Below are 18,442 nucleotides of genomic sequence, written 5' to 3'. Positions count from 1 at the left end.
GGCCTGAGGTGCTGCGGGTTGGTCTCGACACCCAAATCCGTAAACGCAATCAGCAGTTTACGCCACGCCCGCCAGCCGCACCGTAGGCCCGTGATGAATAAGAGCGGCTAGATTGCCCTGCAGGAGCGGGAGGGGAGGCCAAGGTGATCGACTACGAGGTCCAGGACGGGGTCGCGGAGATCCTGTTCAACAACGCCCCGGTGAACGCGATCACCGAAGCCTTCCTGGATGCCCTGATCGAGGCGATGGACCGTGCGCGCCGCGATCCCGCGGTGCGCGCCGTCATCCTCTCGAGCGGCATTCCCGGTCGCTTCTGCGCCGGGCTCGACCTGCCCGCCTTCCTGCGCGGCACGCCGGCGGATGCGCACCGCGTCGTCGGCAAGATCTATGTCCGGATCAGCGAGGCGCAGTCCGCCCTCGGCAAGCCCTCCATCGCAGCCATCGGCGGCGCGGCCCGTGGCGCCGGCATGTCGATCGCCATCACCTGCGACATGATCCTGGCTGCCGACCATGCCAGCTTCGGCTATCCGGAGGTCGATGTCGGCCTGCTGCCGGCGATCCATTTCCACCACCTGCCACGCATCGTCGGCCGGCACCGCGCCTTCGACCTGCTGTTCAGCGGCCGCAGCTTCGACGTCACGGAGGCGGTGTCGCTGGGCTTGGTCAGCCGCCATGTACCGGAGGCAGAACTGATGGCCGAGGCGCGCCGCACCGCCGCCATCTTCGCCGCCAAGTCGCCGACGCTCATGCGGCTCGGCAAGGCAGCCTTCCTGCGGGCCGCCGCCGCCGGCTACCACGAGGGGGCAGAGTCCGCCGTGGACCTGGTCTCCACCGTCTTCGGCACCGAGGATTGCCGGGAAGGCCTGTCGGCCTTCGCCGAGAAGCGGAAGCCCCGCTGGACCGGGCGGTAGCGGCGATGACGACGCAAGCTCCGGGCGGCGCCCTCGACGGGCTCCGCGTGCTCGACATGTCCCGGGTCATGGCCGGGCCGCTGGCCGGGCAGATACTGGCTGATCTCGGCGCCGACGTGATCAAGGTGGAGCGGCCCGGACGCGGCGACGACACCCGCGAATGGGCGCCGCCCTTCGTCGCCGATCCCCCGCCCAGGCCACTCGACGACTCGGTCTGTTTCTGGACCTGCAACCGCGGCAAGCGTTCGGTCGTGGCGGATATCGCGGTGCCGGAGGGGCAGGCGCTGGTGGCGCGTCTCGCCGCCACCTCCGACGTGCTTATCGAGAACTACAAGGTCGGCACCCTGGCGAAATACGGCCTGGATTACCCGACGCTGTCGGCGGCCAATCCGCGGCTGGTCTATTGCTCCATCACCGGCTTCGGGCAGACCGGCCCCTACGCGCCGCGGCCGGGCTACGACACCATCGTCCAGGGCATGGGCGGGCTGATGAGCATCACCGGCAACCCCGACGATGCGCCCGGCGGCGGGCCGCGCAAGTCCGGCATCGCCGTCGCCGACCAGATGACCGCGCTCTACGCCGACGTCGCCATCCTCGCGGCGCTACGGGAACGCGACCGGTCCGGCCTCGGCCAGCATATCGACATGGCGCTGCTCGACGTGCAGGTGGCCGGCCTGACCAATCTCGGCCTCGGCTATCTCGCCACCGGCCGGGTGCCACCCCGCGCCGGCAATCGCCTGGCGACGGTCTATCCGAGCGACAGCTTCCGCTGCGCCGACGGCGACCTGATGATCATCGTCGGCAACGACGCACAATTCCGCAGCTTCTGCGCGGCGCTCCGGATGCCGGAAGTGTCAGCGGATGCCCGTTTCGCGCGGAATGCCGGCCGTCTCCGGCATGCCGATGTCCTGGCGCCGTTGATCGGCCAGGCCTTGCGTGACCGGAGCCTGGCGGAATGCCAGGCCCTGTTCGATGCCGCCGGCGTGCCGGCCAGTCCGATCAATACCCTTGCCCAGGTCTTCGCCGACCCGCAGGTCATCGCGCGCGGGCTGGTGCGGGAGGTCGCGCGCCCGGACGGACCACCGGTCCGGGTGATCGCCAACCCGATCCGCATGTCGCGGACGCCGCCCCGCAGCGACCGCCCGGCGCCCCGGCTTGGCGAGCACACGGACGAGGTGGCCGCAAAGCTTCCATAGGCAGGTTCGCCATGACGTCGGCATGAGCCCGCTTACGTCGTAAGCGCCGAGAACGCGTGTTGGGAGAGGCGTGCCAAGAAGCTCCCTCGGGCATCGGAGGCGGGGCTTATCAGCGGTGAGGCGGACCGCGCGACGGGCCTGTGCGGAGCCAATCCGGCGCCGACAAGCCATCGGTCCTTGGCACTGCTGGCCGTGCGGATGACCTGGCGGCGGGTCAGGTCGGGGCAAGCCAATCCTCGGCCCGCACTCCGTCGACGTGTTGGAACTCACCGAGATTGCCGGTGATCACCACCAGGCCCCGGCTGCGTGCATGGCCGGCGATGAGGATGCCGAAGGGCCCGATGAGCTGCCCGCGTCGCGCGAGATCGGCGTGAATCTCCCCGGCATGGGCAGCGGCATCCTCGTCGAGGGCGAGGACCACGAGGCGGCCCACGAGCCCTTCCACTGCACGGCGGTTCTCGACCGGCCGCGCAAGTCTGGCCGCGCCATGCAGGAGTTCCGTCAAGGTGATTGTCGAGATGCAAAGGGTCTCCGCCTCAGCGGTGAATCGGGGGCGCAGACCCTGTGGCCGGTCGCGGGGCAGCCGGATGCAGAAAGTTGCATCCAGCATGTTCCGCGGCATCAGAACGGCTCGCGGGCCTAGTGCGCCGGCTGCGACCGCTCGCCGAGATCGACCCCGGTAGCCGCGAGGAAGTCGTCCCACAGCGCCGTCGCCGGCACGATCACGCGGCGGGCCCCATCGCGGAGGATCGCCACTTCGCGGACGCCCGCCAGGTCGAACTCGGCGCAGGCCAGGCGGTGCTGGGCGTACATGTTGGCAATCTCGAAGACCCGGTGCGGGTCGCCGGCCAGCACCGGCCGCCCGGTCGCGCTGCGCGCCGGCCCGACCGCCCAGTTGTTGCCGCCGCCGCCGGTCCCGTCGCCCTGCGCCGCCGCCAGCAGCGCCTCCGCCCCCGGCGCGATGCGGAGCAGGTCGCCGCCCGCGCCGTCGTCGTAGCGCAGCGTGCCGAGGTTCTCCGCGCCGACCACCGCCGGCGCCGCGGCGCGCCAGAGCTTGAACCAGACCGAGCCGATCAGCAGGCCGAGTCGCCGCATCACCGCGATGGAAGGCCAGCCCTCCCAGGGCTCCGGCACCGCGCCGAGCAGCGCGCACTCGACCGCGGGCGGCGCGCCCGATCCGACAAAGGCGTCCACCCCCGCGGCGCTGTCGATCCGGCCCCGCCCGGCCGGCGATCCGTCGCCTGACCGGTTCCTTTCGGCCCGGCCGCGGGCTAGACTGGGCCCGCAACGATCCGGGGCGGTGGTCGCGTGGCAGAGGGGATGAGCCAGGCCGGGGAGCGGAGCGACGCAGGGCGCGGCAACCCGGGGCCGCGGTCCGCCGCGGTGCCCGACTTCGTCGCCCCGCTCGGCCGCGACAACCTGACCAACCGCGTCCATGACGAGCTGCGCCAGGCCCTGTTCGAGGGGCGCCTCCGGCCCGGCCACCGGCTGAAGGTCCGCGCCCTCGCCGCCGCGATGCAGGTCTCCGAGACCTCGGTGCGGGAGGCGCTGATGCAGCTCGTGCGCGAACGCGTGCTGCGGCAGGAAGCGGCGCGGGCCATCACGGTCGCCGGGCTGACGCTCGACCAGTACCTGGAGCTGCAAACCATCCGCGCCGAGCTGGAGGGCCTCGCCGCCGAGGCCGCCGCGCTGCGCATCGCCCCTGCGGCGATCGAGGACCTCGCCGCCTGCCACGTCGCCCTGGCCACCGCCGAGGCGCGGGAAGAGGGCGCCGCGGCGAACCGCGCCAATTGGGCCTTCCACCACGGGCTCTACCGCGCCGCCGGGATGCCGGAGCTGCTGCTGATCATCGAGGGGCTCTGGCTGCGCTGCGGCCCGCTGCACGCCTATCTCTACCCCGATGCGGTGCCGGGCTATCCCGGCCGGCACCGGCACCTCGATATCCTCGACGCGCTGCGGGCGCGCGACGCGCTGGCGGCACGGAAGGCGCTCGAGGCCGACCTGACGGAGGGCGGGGCGAACCTCGTCGCGCTGCTCGACCGGATGGAGCGGCAGGCGGCGGGGCGGCCGGGCGCGGCGGGCGGATAGACCGTCCTGCTCGCCGAAGGCCGGGCCAAGCCGGCGGTGCAGCGCCCTTCCCCAGCGCCGCCAAAGATCCGGCAGCCCGACCGAACCGCGCCGGCCGGTGTGGCACGGCGGGACGCCACGCCTTGATGTCCGGCGCCGTCGCGCCCCGGTCACCCCGCCAGCGCGCGACGGAGCCCGCGCGGGATTGCCGGCGCGGCAGGCGGCGGAGGCGCATCGCGGAAGCGCACGGCCCGGCCAGGGTGAAAGCGCGCCGGCCGGCGTCGCTCCGTTCGCCGGACCCTGCGCGGTGGCACGCGACGCCGCAGGGCGGAACCATGGGCGTTGCCACAGGTGTGCTCGCGCACAGTGCTGTCCAGCACACGCATCTCGCGCATCCGCCGCGGCGTTTGTCGATCCCCGACCATGTGGAGGGAGACAGCGTTCATGCTTCGCATTTCAGCCGCAGCGTCAATCGTCCTCGCATTCGCAGCCGTCGCATCCGCGCAGCAGAACCAGCCAGGTTCGACAGCGCCGCAGCCGCCGCAGGCGGCGCCAGGCGCGGAGGCGAGCCGCCCCATCCCGGATGCCAATGCGGGAGCGGAGAGCTCGCCCCGGCCGGCCACCACCGACGCCGACAAGGCCATCCCGGGCTTCGCCCCGGGGAACTGCCGGCCGATCTATTCGAAGGAGACCCGACACTTCGGGCCGGTGACCGGCGATCCTGAAAGGGACACCGTCGGCTACGCCACCATCGACCCATGCCGGCCGTAGAGCTCGTCGAGTTCCTCGCCGCCTACTGCGCCCTCCTCGCCACGCCGGGACCGAATCTCTTCGCCATCGGCAGCATGGCGGCGCTGCACGGCCTGCGCGGGGTGACTTCGCTCTGTGTCGGGGCCGCGCTTGGCGCGGGCACGCTGAGCGCGGTGCTTCTCGGCACCGCGCAGCTGGTCTCGGCCGTGGCGTGGTGGCGCGCGGCGGGAAGCGTCGTCGGCGCGGCCATGCTGCTCTGGGTGGCGTTCACCATCGGCCGGCAAGGTCCTCCCGAGCCCGGCGTCGTTCCGGGCCGGCAGCGGGACGCCGCGGCGGCGGCGATCGGGTTTCTCACCGCGGCGACGAATCCCATGACGGGGGCCTTCTTCGCCGCCAGCTTCCTCGGCCCGCTGGCCGGCCGCGGGGCGGTCCTCATGACCATCCCGCCGCTGGTGACCATGACGGCCCTGGGCTTCTTCCTCGGTGCGTCCCGCCTGCTGTCGCGGCCCGCCATCCGCGCCGCGCTGCAGGCGCGACACCGGCCCATCCGGCTGGCAGCGGCGGCGGCGCTTGTCTTCACGGCGGCCTTCATCCTGGGCCGCGGATTGGCGCGGCTCGGCTGGCGGCCGCCTGCCGCGCCCTTCCTGGTCGCCTGGACCGCCTTCCTCGCGGTCCCGGTTCTCCTGCTAGCCCGGCCGCTCGTCCCGGCCGCGCGCCGTGCCTGGCACAGGTCGCGGCGGCCGGTGGCGGCGGTCGCGCTCGTTTTCATGACGGGCTTCGCCGTGGGTGGCGCGCTGGTGCGGCTTGGCTGGCACCCCGCCGTCCCGCTTCGCCTGCCCTAGCAGATCGCGGGGACGCGTGACTCTGCTCCGGGATCAAGGAACACCAGCGGCGTGGCCTTCACTTCCGAACGCCACGCCGTTGCAGACGCGGCGCCGGATCGCCGGCGGCCGCCTCCCCGATCGAGTTCCGTCATGCGGCGATCCTGCGCCCCTGGGAAAACCTCGATCGGCCGGCGCGACCGGCGTCCCGCGCGCCTAGACCGCCGCCTGCCAGAAGATCGGGAAGCTCGAGGGGATCAGCTCGCGCAGCCGCGTGCGGTAGCCGGCGGGGCGGGAGAACTGGCCCCACATGACGCTGGGCACGAGGTCGTAGGCGGCACGCTGGATGCGCTCGGCGATCGGGCGGCGCGCCGCGGCATCGGGCGCCGCGGCATAGGCCTCCAGCATCCCGCCCATCGCCGGATCGCAGCTCCAGCCCGGATAGTCCGCGCAGTTGTTGGCGACGTAGAAATGGTTGAGCGGCGAGGCCATGTCGACGCCGTTGGAATAGACGGGGAAGAGGCTCCAGCCCTCCCGCTTGCCGCGGCGCGCCAGCAAGGTGCCCCAGTCCATCACCTGCTCCTCCACCGTGAAGCCGGCCTCGCGCATCTTCGCCGCCAGCACCTGGCCGGCGATCTGCGAGATGGAGCCCGAGGTCTGCAGCATCACCACCGGCTCGCCCCGATAGGCGGTGCGGCCGAGCGCGGCCCGCGCCGCCTCGACCGAGACCTGCGCCGCCTCGGCGCCGGCGGCGGTTTCCTCCGGCGCCCCGCACATCCAGAAGGACGGGCAGGCGCGGACGGAGAAGCGTTCCGGGATGCCGATCGCCTGGAGGATCTCCGCCTGGTCCACCAGCTTCCACAGCACCCGCCGCACCGCAGGGTCGGTGAAGGGGCCGCTGGCGTGGTTGAGGCGGAAATTGCCCTGGAACATGTCGATGCCGCCGAGCTGCATCACCCGTATCGCGCGGTTGCGCTCGAGCTGCGCGATGCGGTCGAAAGGCAGGTACTGCATGTAGTCCACCTCGCCGGCCAGCAGCGCGGTGGCGGCGGTGCCGTCATCCGGCATGACCTTGAGGACGAGCTGCGCGATCCGCACCTGCTTGCCCCCGGCGAGGAAATCGGCGCGCTCGGCGCGCGGCCGGTAGCGCGGGTTGCGGAGCAGCGTCATGCGGTCGCCGGTGCGCCACTCGCCGGCCTGGAAGGCGAAGGGGCCGGAGCCCGTGATCTCGGTGATGCGGCCCTCGCCGGCGGCGCGGATGACGCGTTCCGGCAGCATGAAGGGCACCGGCGCATTGGGCTTGCCGAGCACCTCCAGCATCAGCGGGAAGGGCGATCTCAGCCGCAGCGCGAAGCGGCGGGCATCGAGCGCGCGCAGCTCGGCGGCCGAGGCCAGCAGCATGCGGCCGAGGCTGTCGCGCGGCATCCAGCGGCGCAGCGACGCCACGCAATCGGCCGCCGTCACCGCCGCGCCGTCGTGCCAGGCCAGGCCGTCGCGCAGGGTGAATTCCCAGTCGAGGCCATCGGCGCCGGCCACGAATCCCTCGACCATCTGCGGATGGATATTGCCCTTCGCATCCATCGAGAAGAGCGTGTCGAAGACGTGGTAGCCGAAGCTGCGCGTGATCGCCGCAGTGGTCGCATGCGGATCGAGGATCACCGCTTCCGATTCCAGCACCACCGTCAGGCTGCCGCCGGGCTCCGCGCCGGCGAGCCGCGGCGCGGCGAGGGCGAGGGCACCGCCGAGGAGGCCGCGCCGTGTCATGGTGATGGGGCTCATGCGGCGTCGTCCTCCATGTCGTTATGAATACAACGTCGACGCGACGATATAGCGGCAGCGGCCTGCACCGGGGTCTGGCGGGCCGGGCGTGGCGGTGACCGATATATCCGATGGCGCCTCAGCCAGGGCGGACCGGAAATGCGGCGAAAACAGGGCGAAGCGCTTGCGCCGAAGACGCCGCGGCGCTGGCGGCCGCTCCGACCGCCAGCGCACCTTCATTCGGACCCAGCAGCGCCAGGGAACCGCCGGCCATCCCGCGGTGGTGCTCGCGCGCCGCACCGGCGCCGGCCAAAGGGTCGCTTCCGCACGGACAGGGTCCGGTGTCCTCAGGCGCCGAAGCCGCCGTCGATCCTGTGCATCGCCCCGGTCACGAACCCCGCCTTCGGCCCTGCCAGCCCGGCCACCATCCCGGCCACGTCCACCGGTCGCCCATGCCGCTTGAAGGCCATGGCGGCGTGGACGAGGTCGTCGAGCGGCCCGTCCGCCAGGTCCGTGTTGGTGTCGATCGGCCTGGGCTGCGCGACGCTCACCGTGATCCCGCGCGGCCCGAGGTCCCGCGCCATGCCCTGCAGGGCCGGCCTGCTCATCGCACAAGCCGATTGGCGGCCGCCTCCCCGGAGGCGGGAACCACGCCAGATCCGGCGGCCCTGCCCTGCGCGAGCGCGCCTCGCCGCCGGAGCGGACAGATCGGGGCGCTCGTCAGCGGTGGCGCGATCCGCCACTATCCAGCGATCCTTGGCACCGCACCGGCAGGCCCCATGCCCGATCTGTTCAGCCCCTATACCCTCAAGGGCATCACTCTCCGCAACCGCGTCGCCATGTCGCCCATGACCATGTACCGGTCGGTGGACGGCAAGGTGGGCGACTACCACCTCATGCTGATGGGCTCGCGCGCCGCCGGCGGATTCGGCCTGGTCTTCCCCGAACAGATCGCCATCACCCCCGACGGCCGCACCGGCACCTGCTGCGCCGGCCTCTGGGACGACGACCAGATCGAGGGCCTCGCCCGCGTCTGTGCCCTGGTGAAGGAGATGGGCGCCGTGCCCGCCATCCAGCTCGGCCATACCGGGCGCAAGGGCAGCGAGCAGAAGCCCTGGGAAGGCAAGCGGCAGATCGCCCCGGACCACCCGGATGGCTGGCAGGTGCGCGGGCCCTCGGCCATCCCGTATGGCGGCCGCTACCCCTACCCCGTCCAGGCGCTGAGCGTCGACGAGATCCTTGCCCTGCACCAGGCCTATGCCGACGCCGCGCAGCGGGCGCTCGCGGCCGGCTTCGAGTGGCTGGAGATGCATTTCGCCCATGGCTATCTCGGTGCGAGCTTCTTCTCGCCACTCGCCAACCAGCGGACGGACGCCTATGGCGGCAGCCTGGAGAACCGCCTGCGCTTCCACCGCGAGGCGCTGGACGCCGTGCGCGCCGTCTGGCCGGAGCGGCTGCCGCTGACCATGCGGCTCGGCTCCGACGACTTCCATCCGGAGGGCGTGCAATTCGACGACGCGGTCTGGGCGGTCGGCGCGTTGAAGCGGCACGGGCTGGACCTGGCCGACCTCAGCCTCGGGATGAACACCGACGACCTGCGCGAGCCGCCCTTCTCCCAGGCCGCCTTCATGGTGGAGCGGGGCAACCGCGTCCGGCGCGAGTGCGGCATCCCGGTCGCGGTCAGCTGGAACCTCGGCACGCCGGCGATCGCCGACCGGGTGATCCGCGAGGAGCTGATCGACCTGGTCTTCCTCGGCCGCCCGGCGCTCGCCAACCCGCACTGGCCGGTCTGGGCCGCGCGGGAGCTGGCGCATGACGACCCGTTCTCGGTCCTGCCGCAGGACTGGTCCTGGTGGCTGAAGAACCGACCGGGGTCGGAGAACTCGCATGGCTGGCCCGCCCCCGCGGTCCGCTGACGCGGCGCCGCGGCGACGCCGGGGCGGGGCAGGCGGGCCGCCTCAGAGCGGGCCAAGCTTCCCGAACTCGACCGCCTTGATCTGCAGGGCCAGGTATTTCGAGTTGATCCTGCATTGCGACAGGCCGCCGGCGATGAACCAAAGGCCCTCCTGCGGCGTGCGCCGGTACATGTTGTTCAGCTCGCCGTCCTCGCCGAGGCCCCAGACCGGTCCGATGCGGTCCACCATCGCCTCGCCGAGCGCGCGCCGGACGAGCTCCTGCTGCGGATAGTAGCCCGTCGCCAGGACGAGGAGATCGGCGGGCACCACCGATCCGTCCTTGAGCAGCGCGCCGGTTTCGACGAAGCGCTCGATGTCGTCGTACTGCAGCAGGCCGAGCCGACCCGCGATCATGAGGGCCGAGCTGCCCGCATCGAGGTTGTAGCCGCCGCCGCGCCGGAAATACTTCATCTGGTGGCCGGCCTCGTCCTCGCCCACGTCGTGCTTGAAGCCGATGCGCCTGAGGCCTTCGATCATCTCCCGGTCGAGCTCGAGCATGCGCCTGGTCACCGCCCTGTAGCCCTTCAGGATCAGCGGCGGCGTCGCGGAGGAGACGATCAGGTCGCAATCCTCGAGCGGCCCGCCCTCGTCCCAGATGGCCTCGTTCAGCCTGGCGCTCGGGTCGATCGAGATGACCGTCGTCGACCCTCGCTGGATGAGCGTCGTGTCCACGCCATGGCTGTGCAGGTCGAGCGCAATGTCGTTGGCGCTGCTGCCGGTGCCGAGGATGAGCGCGCGCTTCCCCTGCCAGGCCGCGCCGCTGTCGAAGCCTTCGGAGTGGATGACCTGCCCCTTGAACGCCGCGAGCCCCGGCAGGTCCGGGATCATGGGATAGCTGCTGACTCCGTTGGCGAAGACGAGATGCCGGGGCCGGACGATCCGCTCGGTGCCGTCGGCGCGCCTCAGCCGGGCGGTCCAGCATCCGGCCTCCGCGTCGCGGGAGGCGCCGACGAATTCGGTGCCGGTCCAGCAGTTGATCTCCATGGCATCGGCGTAGAACTCGAACCAGTTTCCCAGCATGTCTTTCGGGATGTATTTCGGCCAGGTCGGCGGGAATTCCATGTAGGGCAGGTGGTTCAGGTGGATCGAGTTGTGCAGGGCGAGCGAATGGTAGCGCTGGCGCCAGCTGTCGCCGATGCGCGGCCATTTCTCGACGACGAGCGTGTCGACGCCAAGCTGATTGAGGCGCGCGGCGATCGAGAGGCCCGCCTGGGCGGCGCCGATCACGAGCGCTGCCGGTTCGCCGTCCTCGTAGGCGCTGGCCTTCCGGCGCATGTCGGCCCAGTTGTCGCCGCCGAAATTCCGCGAATAAGCGGCGCCGGTCGGCCGGTTGGCGCCGATCCTCTCCGCATGGCCGGCCAGTGATTCAAGCGTGGTCGAGAGGAGCCAGGCCTTCATCTCCCCTTCGCCCTCGCCGGCCGGCGACAGGCGGATGATGCCGGCTCCGCCGCCTTCCGCCGTGGCGAACTCGAAGATCGCCTCGATGCTGTCGATGCCAAGGCGTTTCACCTGCCGCGGCGGCTTGCGGTGCCGCGGCAGGTGGAAGCCATGCGCGGCGGTGCGCGCCTGGGCCTCGGCGAGGCGCGCGGCGATGCCTTCCCGGCCCGCGGCCGAAGCATAGGTCCAGGTGAAGGCCAGGATGTCCCGCCAATGCGCGTCATCGTGGAACAGGGCGCCGATGCGGCCAGCGTCGCCGGATGCGAGCGCCGCCTCGAAAGCCCCCAGCCAGTCCATGGCCGCGCGCCGCGCCTGCTCCGCGCGCTGGAACGCCTGCAAGGATTGATCGAAATCGTCCATCGCCGTCTCCGCCATTCCTCGATGAGCCGCCGGGGCTCCGTGCCTCGCCATCGTCCCTCCGCGGGTCGGGCCGCCCGGCGGCCCGATCCGCGGTCCCCTCAGCCCCCGCGGGAGAGAGGGCAGCCGCCCTGCTCGAGCGGGCGGTAGGCCTCCTCGGCCGGCACCTCCCGCTCGACGCGGTAGACGTCGTAGCGGCCGCTGGAGTCCGCCGGCGCCTTGACGGTGAAAAGATAGACCGGGCTGATGCGGCGGCCATCGGCGCGGATCATCCCGCCGCCGAAGATCGCGTCCTGCGTCGGCATTGCCTTCATCCGGGCGACGACGGCCCGGCCATCGGCGGCACCGCCCAGCGCATCCGCGGCGCGCAGGAAATGTGTCACGGCGGCATAGACATTGGCCTGGAGGTCGGTCGGCATGCGGCCGCCCATCCTTTCGCCGAAGCGGCGGGCGAAGCCGCGCGTGCCGTCGTTCAGGTCCCAGTACCAGTTGCCGACCACGCTCGCGCCCTGCGTCGCCTCGAGGCCCAGCGAGACGATGTCCGAGACGTAGACCGCGAGGCCGACCACGCGCTGCCCGCGCCGCGCGACGCCGAATTCCGCGGTCTGCTTCATGCCGTTGATGAAATCCGCCTGCGAATTGGCAAGCGCCACGACCTTGGCGCGGGAGGCCTGGGCCTGCAGCAGCACGGCGGAGAAATCGGTGGTGCCCAGCGGATGCCGGACCGCGCCCAGCACCTTGCCGCCCGCCCGGGTCACCGCATCCATCGACTGCTTCTCGAGGTCGTGGCCGAAGGCGTAGTCGGCGGTGACGTAGAACCAGGTCTCCCCGCCCGCCTGCACCAGGGCACGGCTCGGCACGTTGGACATCGACCAGGTGTCGAGCGCGTAGTGGATCAGGTTGGGCGAGCAGGCATCGCCGGTCAGGCGGCTGGCGACGGCCGCGGTCACCAGGGCCACGCGGTTGGCGCTGCGCGCGACCTCGCCGACCGCCAGCGCGATCGCCGAATTAGGCAGGTCCACCACCGCATCCACGCCTTCCGTGTCGAACCACCGGCGGGCGAGGGCGGAGCCGGTATCGGCACGGTTCTGGTGGTCGCCCGAAAGGATCCGCACCGGCAGCCCGGCGGCGCGGCCGCCGAAATCCTCCACCGCCAGTTGCGCCGCGACGACCGAGCCGGGACCGGCGACATCGGCGAAACTGCCCGACAGGTCGCTGAGGATGCCGATGCGGATCGCTTCCCGCCGCGGCGCCGGCTGCGCCGCGGCAGCCAACACGGCGAGACCGGCGAGCAGCGCGGCCAGCAGGATGCGATGTATCACGATGGCTTTCTCCTGTTTCTTGCCAGGTGGCCTTCGCCGCCGGACCATCGCCCGCCACCCTGGACCGGGGACCTTCTCCGCGTGACGGCCGCCTGCCGGGGCGGGGCGCCGGGCGTCTGCATCACCGGCGCGGCGTGCCGGCCCGCTGGCCGGCCGGACGATCCGCCGCACCGCGGCCGGCCACGACCCCGTGAAGACACCGGTCCTGCATGGCGCATCCTCCCCTGCCGAAACCATGGCACGGGCATGGACCTCCCGATAGGCTCCGCGCCAAGCGGCCCGGCCCGGGTTCCCGTTGCGCCGAGCCCCAGCCAGTCCGGCGGCCGGCCTTGAGGAGTCCGCGACGCCGCGCGCATGGCCGCGGGCCCGCCAGGATCGCCGGTGCCACCGGCCGGACTTCGGAGCCGGAACACGCATGCGGATCCTTGCCATAGGCGCGTGCGCCTTCCCCGGCGGCGTCTACCTGTCGCTCCGCGCGACGGCCACGAGGTCCGGGTTTCCCCCCCGGGTCCGCCGGAGCAACGCGCCTGCGGCGGTCCGATCAACTGCGTCGCGGACTGGCGGGCGGTGCCGGGCTGGGTCGAGCGGGTCGGCCGCGGGGCGCTGCGGGACGAACTCCGTGCCCAGGGCTCCCGCGTCCTCGGCGGCAGCGCCTTCGGCGGCCGGCTCGAATAGGGCCGCGCCTCCGGCCGTGCCGCGCTGCGGAAGGCGGGGCTGACCATCGCCGCGAGCCACTCCTTCGCGCATCCTGCGCTCGCTCCGGTCTGGCTTGGTCAGCATCCCGGGCCCTACATGCTGCAGCACCGCGAGACCGCACCACGGCACTTCGGGACTGCACGGCTCGGCCACATCGGAACCACCGACGCCCCCGGTGCCCGTCGCGTGTCCGGTGCCAAGTGGCGGCACTTTGACGCTTGGTGCCTGCACCGGAGTTCTTCCGAAGCATGAAGGCTCGCCGACGAGAGCGCACCGGCTTTTCTTGGCGCTGCCAGACCAAGCCGGGCAGGCAGCGCCACCGTCGCAGCGGCCATCGCCCCGCGTCCGCGCGCTTCAGAACTTGATCGTCAGCGCCGGGATGTAGCTGACGGCCGCCAGCAAGGCGATCGCTACGAAGAAGAAGGGCCAGAGCGCCCTCGTCGTCTCGGCCATGGTGCTCCCGGCGATGGTGGACGAGATGAACAGGGTCGTCCCCACCGGCGGCGTGTAGAGCCCGATGCCGAGGTTGATGACCATGATGAGGCCGAGCTGCAGCGAATCCAGCCCGATCTGCTGTGCCAGCGGCACGAAGATCGGCGCCAGCAGCAGGATCGCCGGGGCCAAGTCCAGCGGGCCGCCGATTGCCAGCATGATGATGTTCATTGCCAGGATCACCAGCCAGGGCTGGTGCAAGGTGGTGGACACCCATTCAGCGAAGCGTTGCGGCACCTGGTCGTAGGTGAGGATCCAGCTCGCCACCGCGCTGCCCATGATGACCATCATGACGATACCGGTGGCGATGCCGGCATCGATCATCGCCCTGCGGAAGCGCGCCCAGGACAGGTCCCGGTAGATGACCAGGCTCGCAACCAAGGCGTACAGCACCGCCATGACGGCAATCTCGGTCGGCGTGGCAAAGCCGAAGCGTAGCGCAACCAGGATCAGCACCGGCAGGATGAGGGCCGGCAAAGCATAGAAGCCAAGACGGGCCAGCTTGCCGGGGTCGAGCGGCGGCACCTCCGTGCTCAGATCGAGGCGGCGGGCTTCCCACCAGCAAACCGCGACGAAGCCGGCCGCCATGAGGATGCCCGGCAGCACGCCGGCCATGAAGAGATCGCCGATGCTGACGCCGCTGACCACCGCATAGAGGATCATCGGGATAGAGGGCGGGATCAGGATGTCGATGACGGCGGAGGTTGCGTTGTTGGCGGCGCAGAGCCCCGCCGGGTAGCCCTGCCGCTTCTGCCAGGGGATCAGGACGGAGCCGAGAGCGCTGGCATTTGCCACCGCACTGCCGGATACGCCGCCGAACACCACGGATCCCACGACGGTCGTCGACAGCGCCCCCCCGCGCAACCGCTGCATCACCTCGCCAGAGAAGCGCAGCAACTCCTCGCCGAGCTTGCCTTCCATGATCAGCGTGCCGGCCAAGATGAAGAAGGGCAGTGCCAGCATCGGGAAGGACTGGGTCTGCTGGAACATCTGCTGCGCAACCAGCAGCAGAGGCAGGCCGCCGTCCCAGAGCAACGCAAAGCCGGAGGCAATGACCAGGGCATGCGCCACAGGGATGACGGCGACCATCAGGGCCACGAAGGCGAGGATGAGGGTGAGGCTCATGTCGGCATCTCCTCGGGGCTGGGTTGTGGCATGGCTTCGGGTCCGAGCAGCGCGACGCGGATGGCGACGGTGACGGTGCCCAGCGCCAGCAGCAGGCATCCGGCGGCGATGGCCCAGTAGCCGTAGCTTCCAGGCAGGCCGAGGGCAGGGCTTCGCTCGATCGCGACGATCTCCGCGACGGTGAGCGCCTGCCAGCAAAGGGCGAGGTAGGCCAGCGCCACGACCGCATGGCCGGCGAGCAGGATGACCCGCTTGCCCTCGCGCCCCAGCTTGCCGAGCAGCCACTCCACCGCGATGTGGCCACCACGCTGAACCGCCAGCCCGACGCCGGCCATGATGAACCAGGGGAAGAGCTGCTGCGGCACTTCCTCCGCCCAGTCGAAGCCGCCGGTCGCCAGGACGTAGCGCGCGACGACATTGGCTGTCAGCACGCCCATCAGGACGGTGCCGGCTAGGAGCAGCACGCCCTGGCAGAGCAGGGCAACCGCGCGGTCGACCGCATCGACCGCCGTGATCAGCGCGCCACGGGGCTTCCCGTCGACGCGCACCGCGTCGGCCACAGCCGGCGTGGTGTGGAAAGGTCGTTCCATGTCACGCCGCCACCGATGCAGCGCGCAGGCGCTTCACGAAGTCGCCGAAGGGCTTGGCTTCCCAACGTTCCGCCACGACGGCGGTGGCGGCGCGGAATGGGGCCTGCTCCACCGCGTTCACGGCAACCGCCGGACTGGCGCGAAACTCACCCAGCAGCTTGGTGTCGATCTCCTGCGACAGGCCGCGCTGGTAGGCCGCGGCCTCCTTCGCCACCTCCTGCACCATGCGCCGGTCCTCCGGCTTCAGCCGGCCCCAGGCAATGCGGGACACCAGGCAGGGATTGCATTCCCACTTGTGGCCGGTGAGGGAGATGAACCTGTTCACCTCGAACAGCTTGGAGGACTGGATGTTGGCGAGCGGGTTCTCCTGGCCGTCCACCACGCCCTGCTGCAGGGCGACGTAAAGCTCGCCGAAGTTGACCTGCTGCGTCGCCGCGCCGAGGGACTGGAAGATGTCGATGGTCATCGGGTCCGGCGGCGTGCGGATCTTGAGGCCCTTCAACTCCTCCGGCCGGGTGATCGGGCGCTTGCTGTTGGTGGTGTGGCGGACGCCGTTGTCCCAGAACCCCAGCGAGACCAGGCCGACGCCTTCGAAACGCTTCGCCAGTTCCTCGCCGACCGCGCCGTCCACCACCCTGAAGGCGGTCGCGGCATCGGCGAAGAGGAAGGGAAGGCCGAGCGCGGCGAGTTCCGGCAGCACGGCGGAGGAGGCGCCCTGGCTGTTGACCGACATGTCGAGCGTGCCGGTGCGCAGCGCCGTCAGCATCGCGGCATCGTCGCCAAGCTGGGCGGAGCCGGCAACGCGCATCTCGATGCGGCCGCCGCTGCGCTCGCGCAGCAACGACGCCAGGCGGTCGGCGCCGAGGCTGCGCGGATTGCCGGGGGCGGCACCATGGCCGAGGGTGAGGCGCACCTGACCCTGGGCGCGCAGGACGGCAGGGGCGGCGAGGATGCCGGCAGCGCCGAGCAGCGCCACACGGCGGGTGATCTTGGATGTCATTGTTTTCGTCTCCTCCAGGGTGCTGTTATGAGCCGGCTAGAGCCAGCCCTTGACGCTCCTCGCCATGGCCTCGGCCGAGATCCCGTAGCGGTCGTGCAGCGTCGGTAGCGCGCCGGCATCGAGGAAGGCGTCCGGCAGCGCCACCTGCCGGAAGCGCGGGGGCACGACGCCGGCCCGCAGCAAGGTGCCCGCTACCGCCTCGCCGAGGCCGCCGGTGACACTGTGGTTCTCCGCCACGATGGTCAGGCGTGCGCTGCGGCCGACCTCATGCAGAATGGCTGCCTCGTCCAGCGGCTTGATGGTCGGCACGTGCAGGACCGCGACCTTCACCCGGTCCGCCTCCAGCAGCTTCGCCACCTCGAGCGACCGCATGGTCATGAAGCCAGACGAGATGACAAGAACATCCGCGCCGTCGCGCAGGAGCTTCGCCTTGCCCAGCTCGAAGGAGTAGTCGTACTTGTCCAGCACCAGCGGCACCTGGCCGCGCTGCAGGCGCATGTAGACCGGGCCGTCATGGGCCGCGATGGCGGGCACCGCCTGCTCGATGTCGAGCGCGTCGCAAGGATCGACGATGGTCAGGTCCGGCATGCCACGGAAGATCGCGATGTCTTCCGTCGCCTGGTGGCTCGGGCCGTACCCCGTGGTCAGGCCCGGTAGAGCGCAGCAGACCTTCACGTTCAGGCCTTCTTCCGCGATGCCCTGGCTGATGAAGTCGAAGGTGCGGCGCGAGGCGAAGGCGGCGTAGGTGGTCACGAAGGGCACGAAGCCCTCATGCGCCATCCCGGCGGCAGCGAGCATGAGCAGCTGCTCGGCCATGCCCATCTGGTAGAACCGGTCCGGGTAGGCCTGGGCGAAGACGTGCAGGTCAGTGTACTTCGCAAGGTCCGCCGTCATGCCGACGATCTCGGGGCGGGTCTTGCCGAGTTCCACCAGCGCACGTCCGAAAGGGGCCGGGCTGGTCCGCTGGCCTTCACCGGCGAGCGAGGCGATCATCGCCGAGGTGGTCAGCCGAGGCTTGTTCGGGTCCTGTGGTCCCGGCGTCGCGCCCCGCCAGGGGGCGCGCTTGGTGCGGCTCATGACTTCCTCCCGGCGTCCAGCGCCTCGATTGCCTGCGTCCATTCGTGCTGCTCGACGCGCAGGAAGTGCGACTTCTCGCGCGCTTCCAGGAACGGCACGCCCTTCGCCATCTTGGTGTCGCAGATGATGACGCGCGGCTTCGGCTCGCTCAGCGCCCGCGCCGCGTCGAAGGCCCGCACGAGCGCCGGGATGTCGTTGCCGTCCACTCGTTGCGCGTGCCAGCCGAAGGCTTCCCATTTCGCCGGCAGCGGCTCGAAGTTCAGGACGCCGGTCGAGGGACCGTCGGCCTGCATCCGGTTCACGTCCACCAGGCAGATGATGTTGTCGAGCTTCCAGTGTCCGGCCGACATGGCGGCTTCCCAGGTAGGGCCCTCGTCCAGCTCGCCATCCGACATCAGGTTGTAGACGAAGCGGTCGGACTGCTTCCGCTTCAGCCCAAGCCCCATGCCGACGGCGATGCCGAGGCCGATGCCCAGTGAGCCGCCGCTGATCTCCATGCCCGGCGTGTAGCTGGCCATGCCGGACATCGGCAGGCGACTGTCGTCCGTGCCGTAGGTTTCCAGCTCCTCGGTGGGGATGATTCCCGCCTCGATCAGCACGCTGTAGAGCGCGATGGCATAATGGCCGATCGAGAGCAGGAAGCGGTCGCGGCCTTCCCAGGCGGGATCCTCGGACCGGTAGCGCAGCGCATGGAAGTAGGACACCGCCAGCACATCGGCTACGCCGAGCGCCTGGGCGATGTAGCCCTGCCCTTGCACCTCGCCCATTCGCAGCGCGTTGTGCCGGACGCGGTATGCGCGCTCCTCCAGGCTCGGCGCATTGGCGAGCGTCGTCGTTCGCGCTTCCATTGGCGCGTCTCCTCTCCTTGGGTGGGGGGATCTAGGCCGA

General features: G+C 71.0%; 17 protein-coding genes. 6 read left to right on the top strand and 11 right to left on the bottom strand.

The features are described from left to right. Positions 1 to 143 precede the first annotated feature (143 nt). A complete protein-coding gene (locus E2C06_RS23770; RefSeq protein WP_133291084.1) occupies positions 144 to 911 on the top strand; it encodes an enoyl-CoA hydratase/isomerase family protein in 768 nt (255 codons plus the stop codon). Between the two features lie 5 nt (positions 912 to 916). Continuing rightward, the gene (locus E2C06_RS23765; protein WP_133291083.1) at positions 917 to 2,107 is read left to right on the top strand and encodes a CaiB/BaiF CoA transferase family protein; all 1,191 of its coding nucleotides are present in this window, start codon (positions 917 to 919) and stop codon (positions 2,105 to 2,107) included. Positions 2,108 to 2,321: 214 nt separating this feature from the next. On the opposite strand, the gene E2C06_RS23760 is transcribed toward E2C06_RS23765, so the two are convergent. Both E2C06_RS23760 and E2C06_RS23755 read right to left on the bottom strand, forming a co-directional pair. After that, positions 2,322 to 2,729 (bottom strand): PIN domain-containing protein, encoded by a 408-nt coding sequence (locus E2C06_RS23760; protein WP_133291082.1) that lies wholly within the window; start codon positions 2,727 to 2,729, stop codon positions 2,322 to 2,324. 17 nt (positions 2,730 to 2,746) lie between these two features. Further along, positions 2,747 to 3,301 (bottom strand): penicillin acylase family protein, encoded by a 555-nt coding sequence (locus tag E2C06_RS23755; RefSeq protein WP_193560495.1) that lies wholly within the window; start codon positions 3,299 to 3,301, stop codon positions 2,747 to 2,749. A 126-nt stretch (positions 3,302 to 3,427) separates the two neighbouring features. Between E2C06_RS23755 and E2C06_RS23750 the strand changes: the two genes are divergently transcribed. The 3 genes from E2C06_RS23750 (at position 3,428) to E2C06_RS23740 (ending at position 5,766) form a co-directional block, all read left to right on the top strand. After that, positions 3,428 to 4,195: a GntR family transcriptional regulator gene (locus E2C06_RS23750; protein WP_133291080.1), complete on the top strand. Its 768-nt coding sequence runs from the start codon at positions 3,428 to 3,430 to the stop codon at positions 4,193 to 4,195. 423 nt (positions 4,196 to 4,618) lie between these two features. Beyond that, on the top strand, positions 4,619 to 4,945 hold the full coding sequence (locus E2C06_RS23745; protein WP_133291079.1) for a hypothetical protein: 327 nt from the start codon (positions 4,619 to 4,621) through the stop codon (positions 4,943 to 4,945). Beyond that, the gene (locus E2C06_RS23740) at positions 4,933 to 5,766 is read left to right on the top strand and encodes a LysE family translocator (protein ID WP_133291078.1); all 834 of its coding nucleotides are present in this window, start codon (positions 4,933 to 4,935) and stop codon (positions 5,764 to 5,766) included. Before E2C06_RS23745 ends, E2C06_RS23740 begins: the two co-directional genes overlap by 13 nt. Before the next feature lie 195 nt (positions 5,767 to 5,961). On the opposite strand, the gene E2C06_RS23735 is transcribed toward E2C06_RS23740, so the two are convergent. Both E2C06_RS23735 and E2C06_RS23730 read right to left on the bottom strand, forming a co-directional pair. Further along, positions 5,962 to 7,524 (bottom strand): ABC transporter substrate-binding protein, encoded by a 1,563-nt coding sequence (locus E2C06_RS23735; protein WP_133291077.1) that lies wholly within the window; start codon positions 7,522 to 7,524, stop codon positions 5,962 to 5,964. 326 nt (positions 7,525 to 7,850) lie between these two features. Continuing rightward, positions 7,851 to 8,111 (bottom strand): SDR family oxidoreductase, encoded by a 261-nt coding sequence (locus E2C06_RS23730; protein WP_133291076.1) that lies wholly within the window; start codon positions 8,109 to 8,111, stop codon positions 7,851 to 7,853. A 171-nt stretch (positions 8,112 to 8,282) separates the two neighbouring features. Here E2C06_RS23730 and E2C06_RS23725 point away from each other — a divergent pair, with 171 nt between their 5' ends. After that, complete coding sequence (locus E2C06_RS23725; RefSeq protein WP_133291075.1) at positions 8,283 to 9,419, top strand: oxidoreductase; 1,137 nt, start codon at positions 8,283 to 8,285, stop codon at positions 9,417 to 9,419. A gap of 42 nt (positions 9,420 to 9,461) precedes the next feature. Here the strand turns inward: E2C06_RS23725 and E2C06_RS23720 are convergent, their stop codons facing one another. The 7 genes from E2C06_RS23720 to E2C06_RS23690 form a co-directional block, all read right to left on the bottom strand. Then, on the bottom strand, positions 9,462 to 11,255 hold the full coding sequence (locus E2C06_RS23720; protein ID WP_206664666.1) for an NAD(P)/FAD-dependent oxidoreductase: 1,794 nt from the start codon (positions 11,253 to 11,255) through the stop codon (positions 9,462 to 9,464). A gap of 98 nt (positions 11,256 to 11,353) precedes the next feature. After that, the gene (locus E2C06_RS23715; protein ID WP_241671437.1) at positions 11,354 to 12,574 is read right to left on the bottom strand and encodes an ABC transporter substrate-binding protein; all 1,221 of its coding nucleotides are present in this window, start codon (positions 12,572 to 12,574) and stop codon (positions 11,354 to 11,356) included. Positions 12,575 to 13,624: 1,050 nt separating this feature from the next. Continuing rightward, positions 13,625 to 14,887, bottom strand: coding sequence for a TRAP transporter large permease (locus E2C06_RS23710; RefSeq protein WP_133291073.1), 1,263 nt, complete (start codon positions 14,885 to 14,887; stop codon positions 13,625 to 13,627). Beyond that, on the bottom strand, positions 14,884 to 15,477 hold the full coding sequence (locus E2C06_RS23705; RefSeq protein ID WP_133291072.1) for a TRAP transporter small permease: 594 nt from the start codon (positions 15,475 to 15,477) through the stop codon (positions 14,884 to 14,886). The genes E2C06_RS23710 and E2C06_RS23705 overlap by 4 nt, the downstream gene beginning before the upstream one ends. Position 15,478: 1 nt before the next feature. After that, a complete protein-coding gene (locus E2C06_RS23700; RefSeq protein ID WP_133291071.1) occupies positions 15,479 to 16,477 on the bottom strand; it encodes a TRAP transporter substrate-binding protein in 999 nt (332 codons plus the stop codon). Positions 16,478 to 16,513: 36 nt separating this feature from the next. Then, the gene (locus E2C06_RS23695) at positions 16,514 to 17,554 is read right to left on the bottom strand and encodes a transketolase family protein (protein ID WP_241671436.1); all 1,041 of its coding nucleotides are present in this window, start codon (positions 17,552 to 17,554) and stop codon (positions 16,514 to 16,516) included. Next, positions 17,551 to 18,402: a transketolase gene (locus E2C06_RS23690; protein ID WP_133291069.1), complete on the bottom strand. Its 852-nt coding sequence runs from the start codon at positions 18,400 to 18,402 to the stop codon at positions 17,551 to 17,553. The genes E2C06_RS23695 and E2C06_RS23690 overlap by 4 nt, the downstream gene beginning before the upstream one ends. Between the last annotated feature and the right edge of the window lie 40 nt (positions 18,403 to 18,442).

Source organism: Dankookia rubra, assembly GCF_004355005.1.
Classification (GTDB): Bacteria; Pseudomonadota; Alphaproteobacteria; order Acetobacterales; family Acetobacteraceae; genus Paracraurococcus; species Paracraurococcus ruber_A.
Note: the sequence above shows the minus strand (reverse complement) of the source record. Positions and strands in the feature narration are given on the sequence as shown.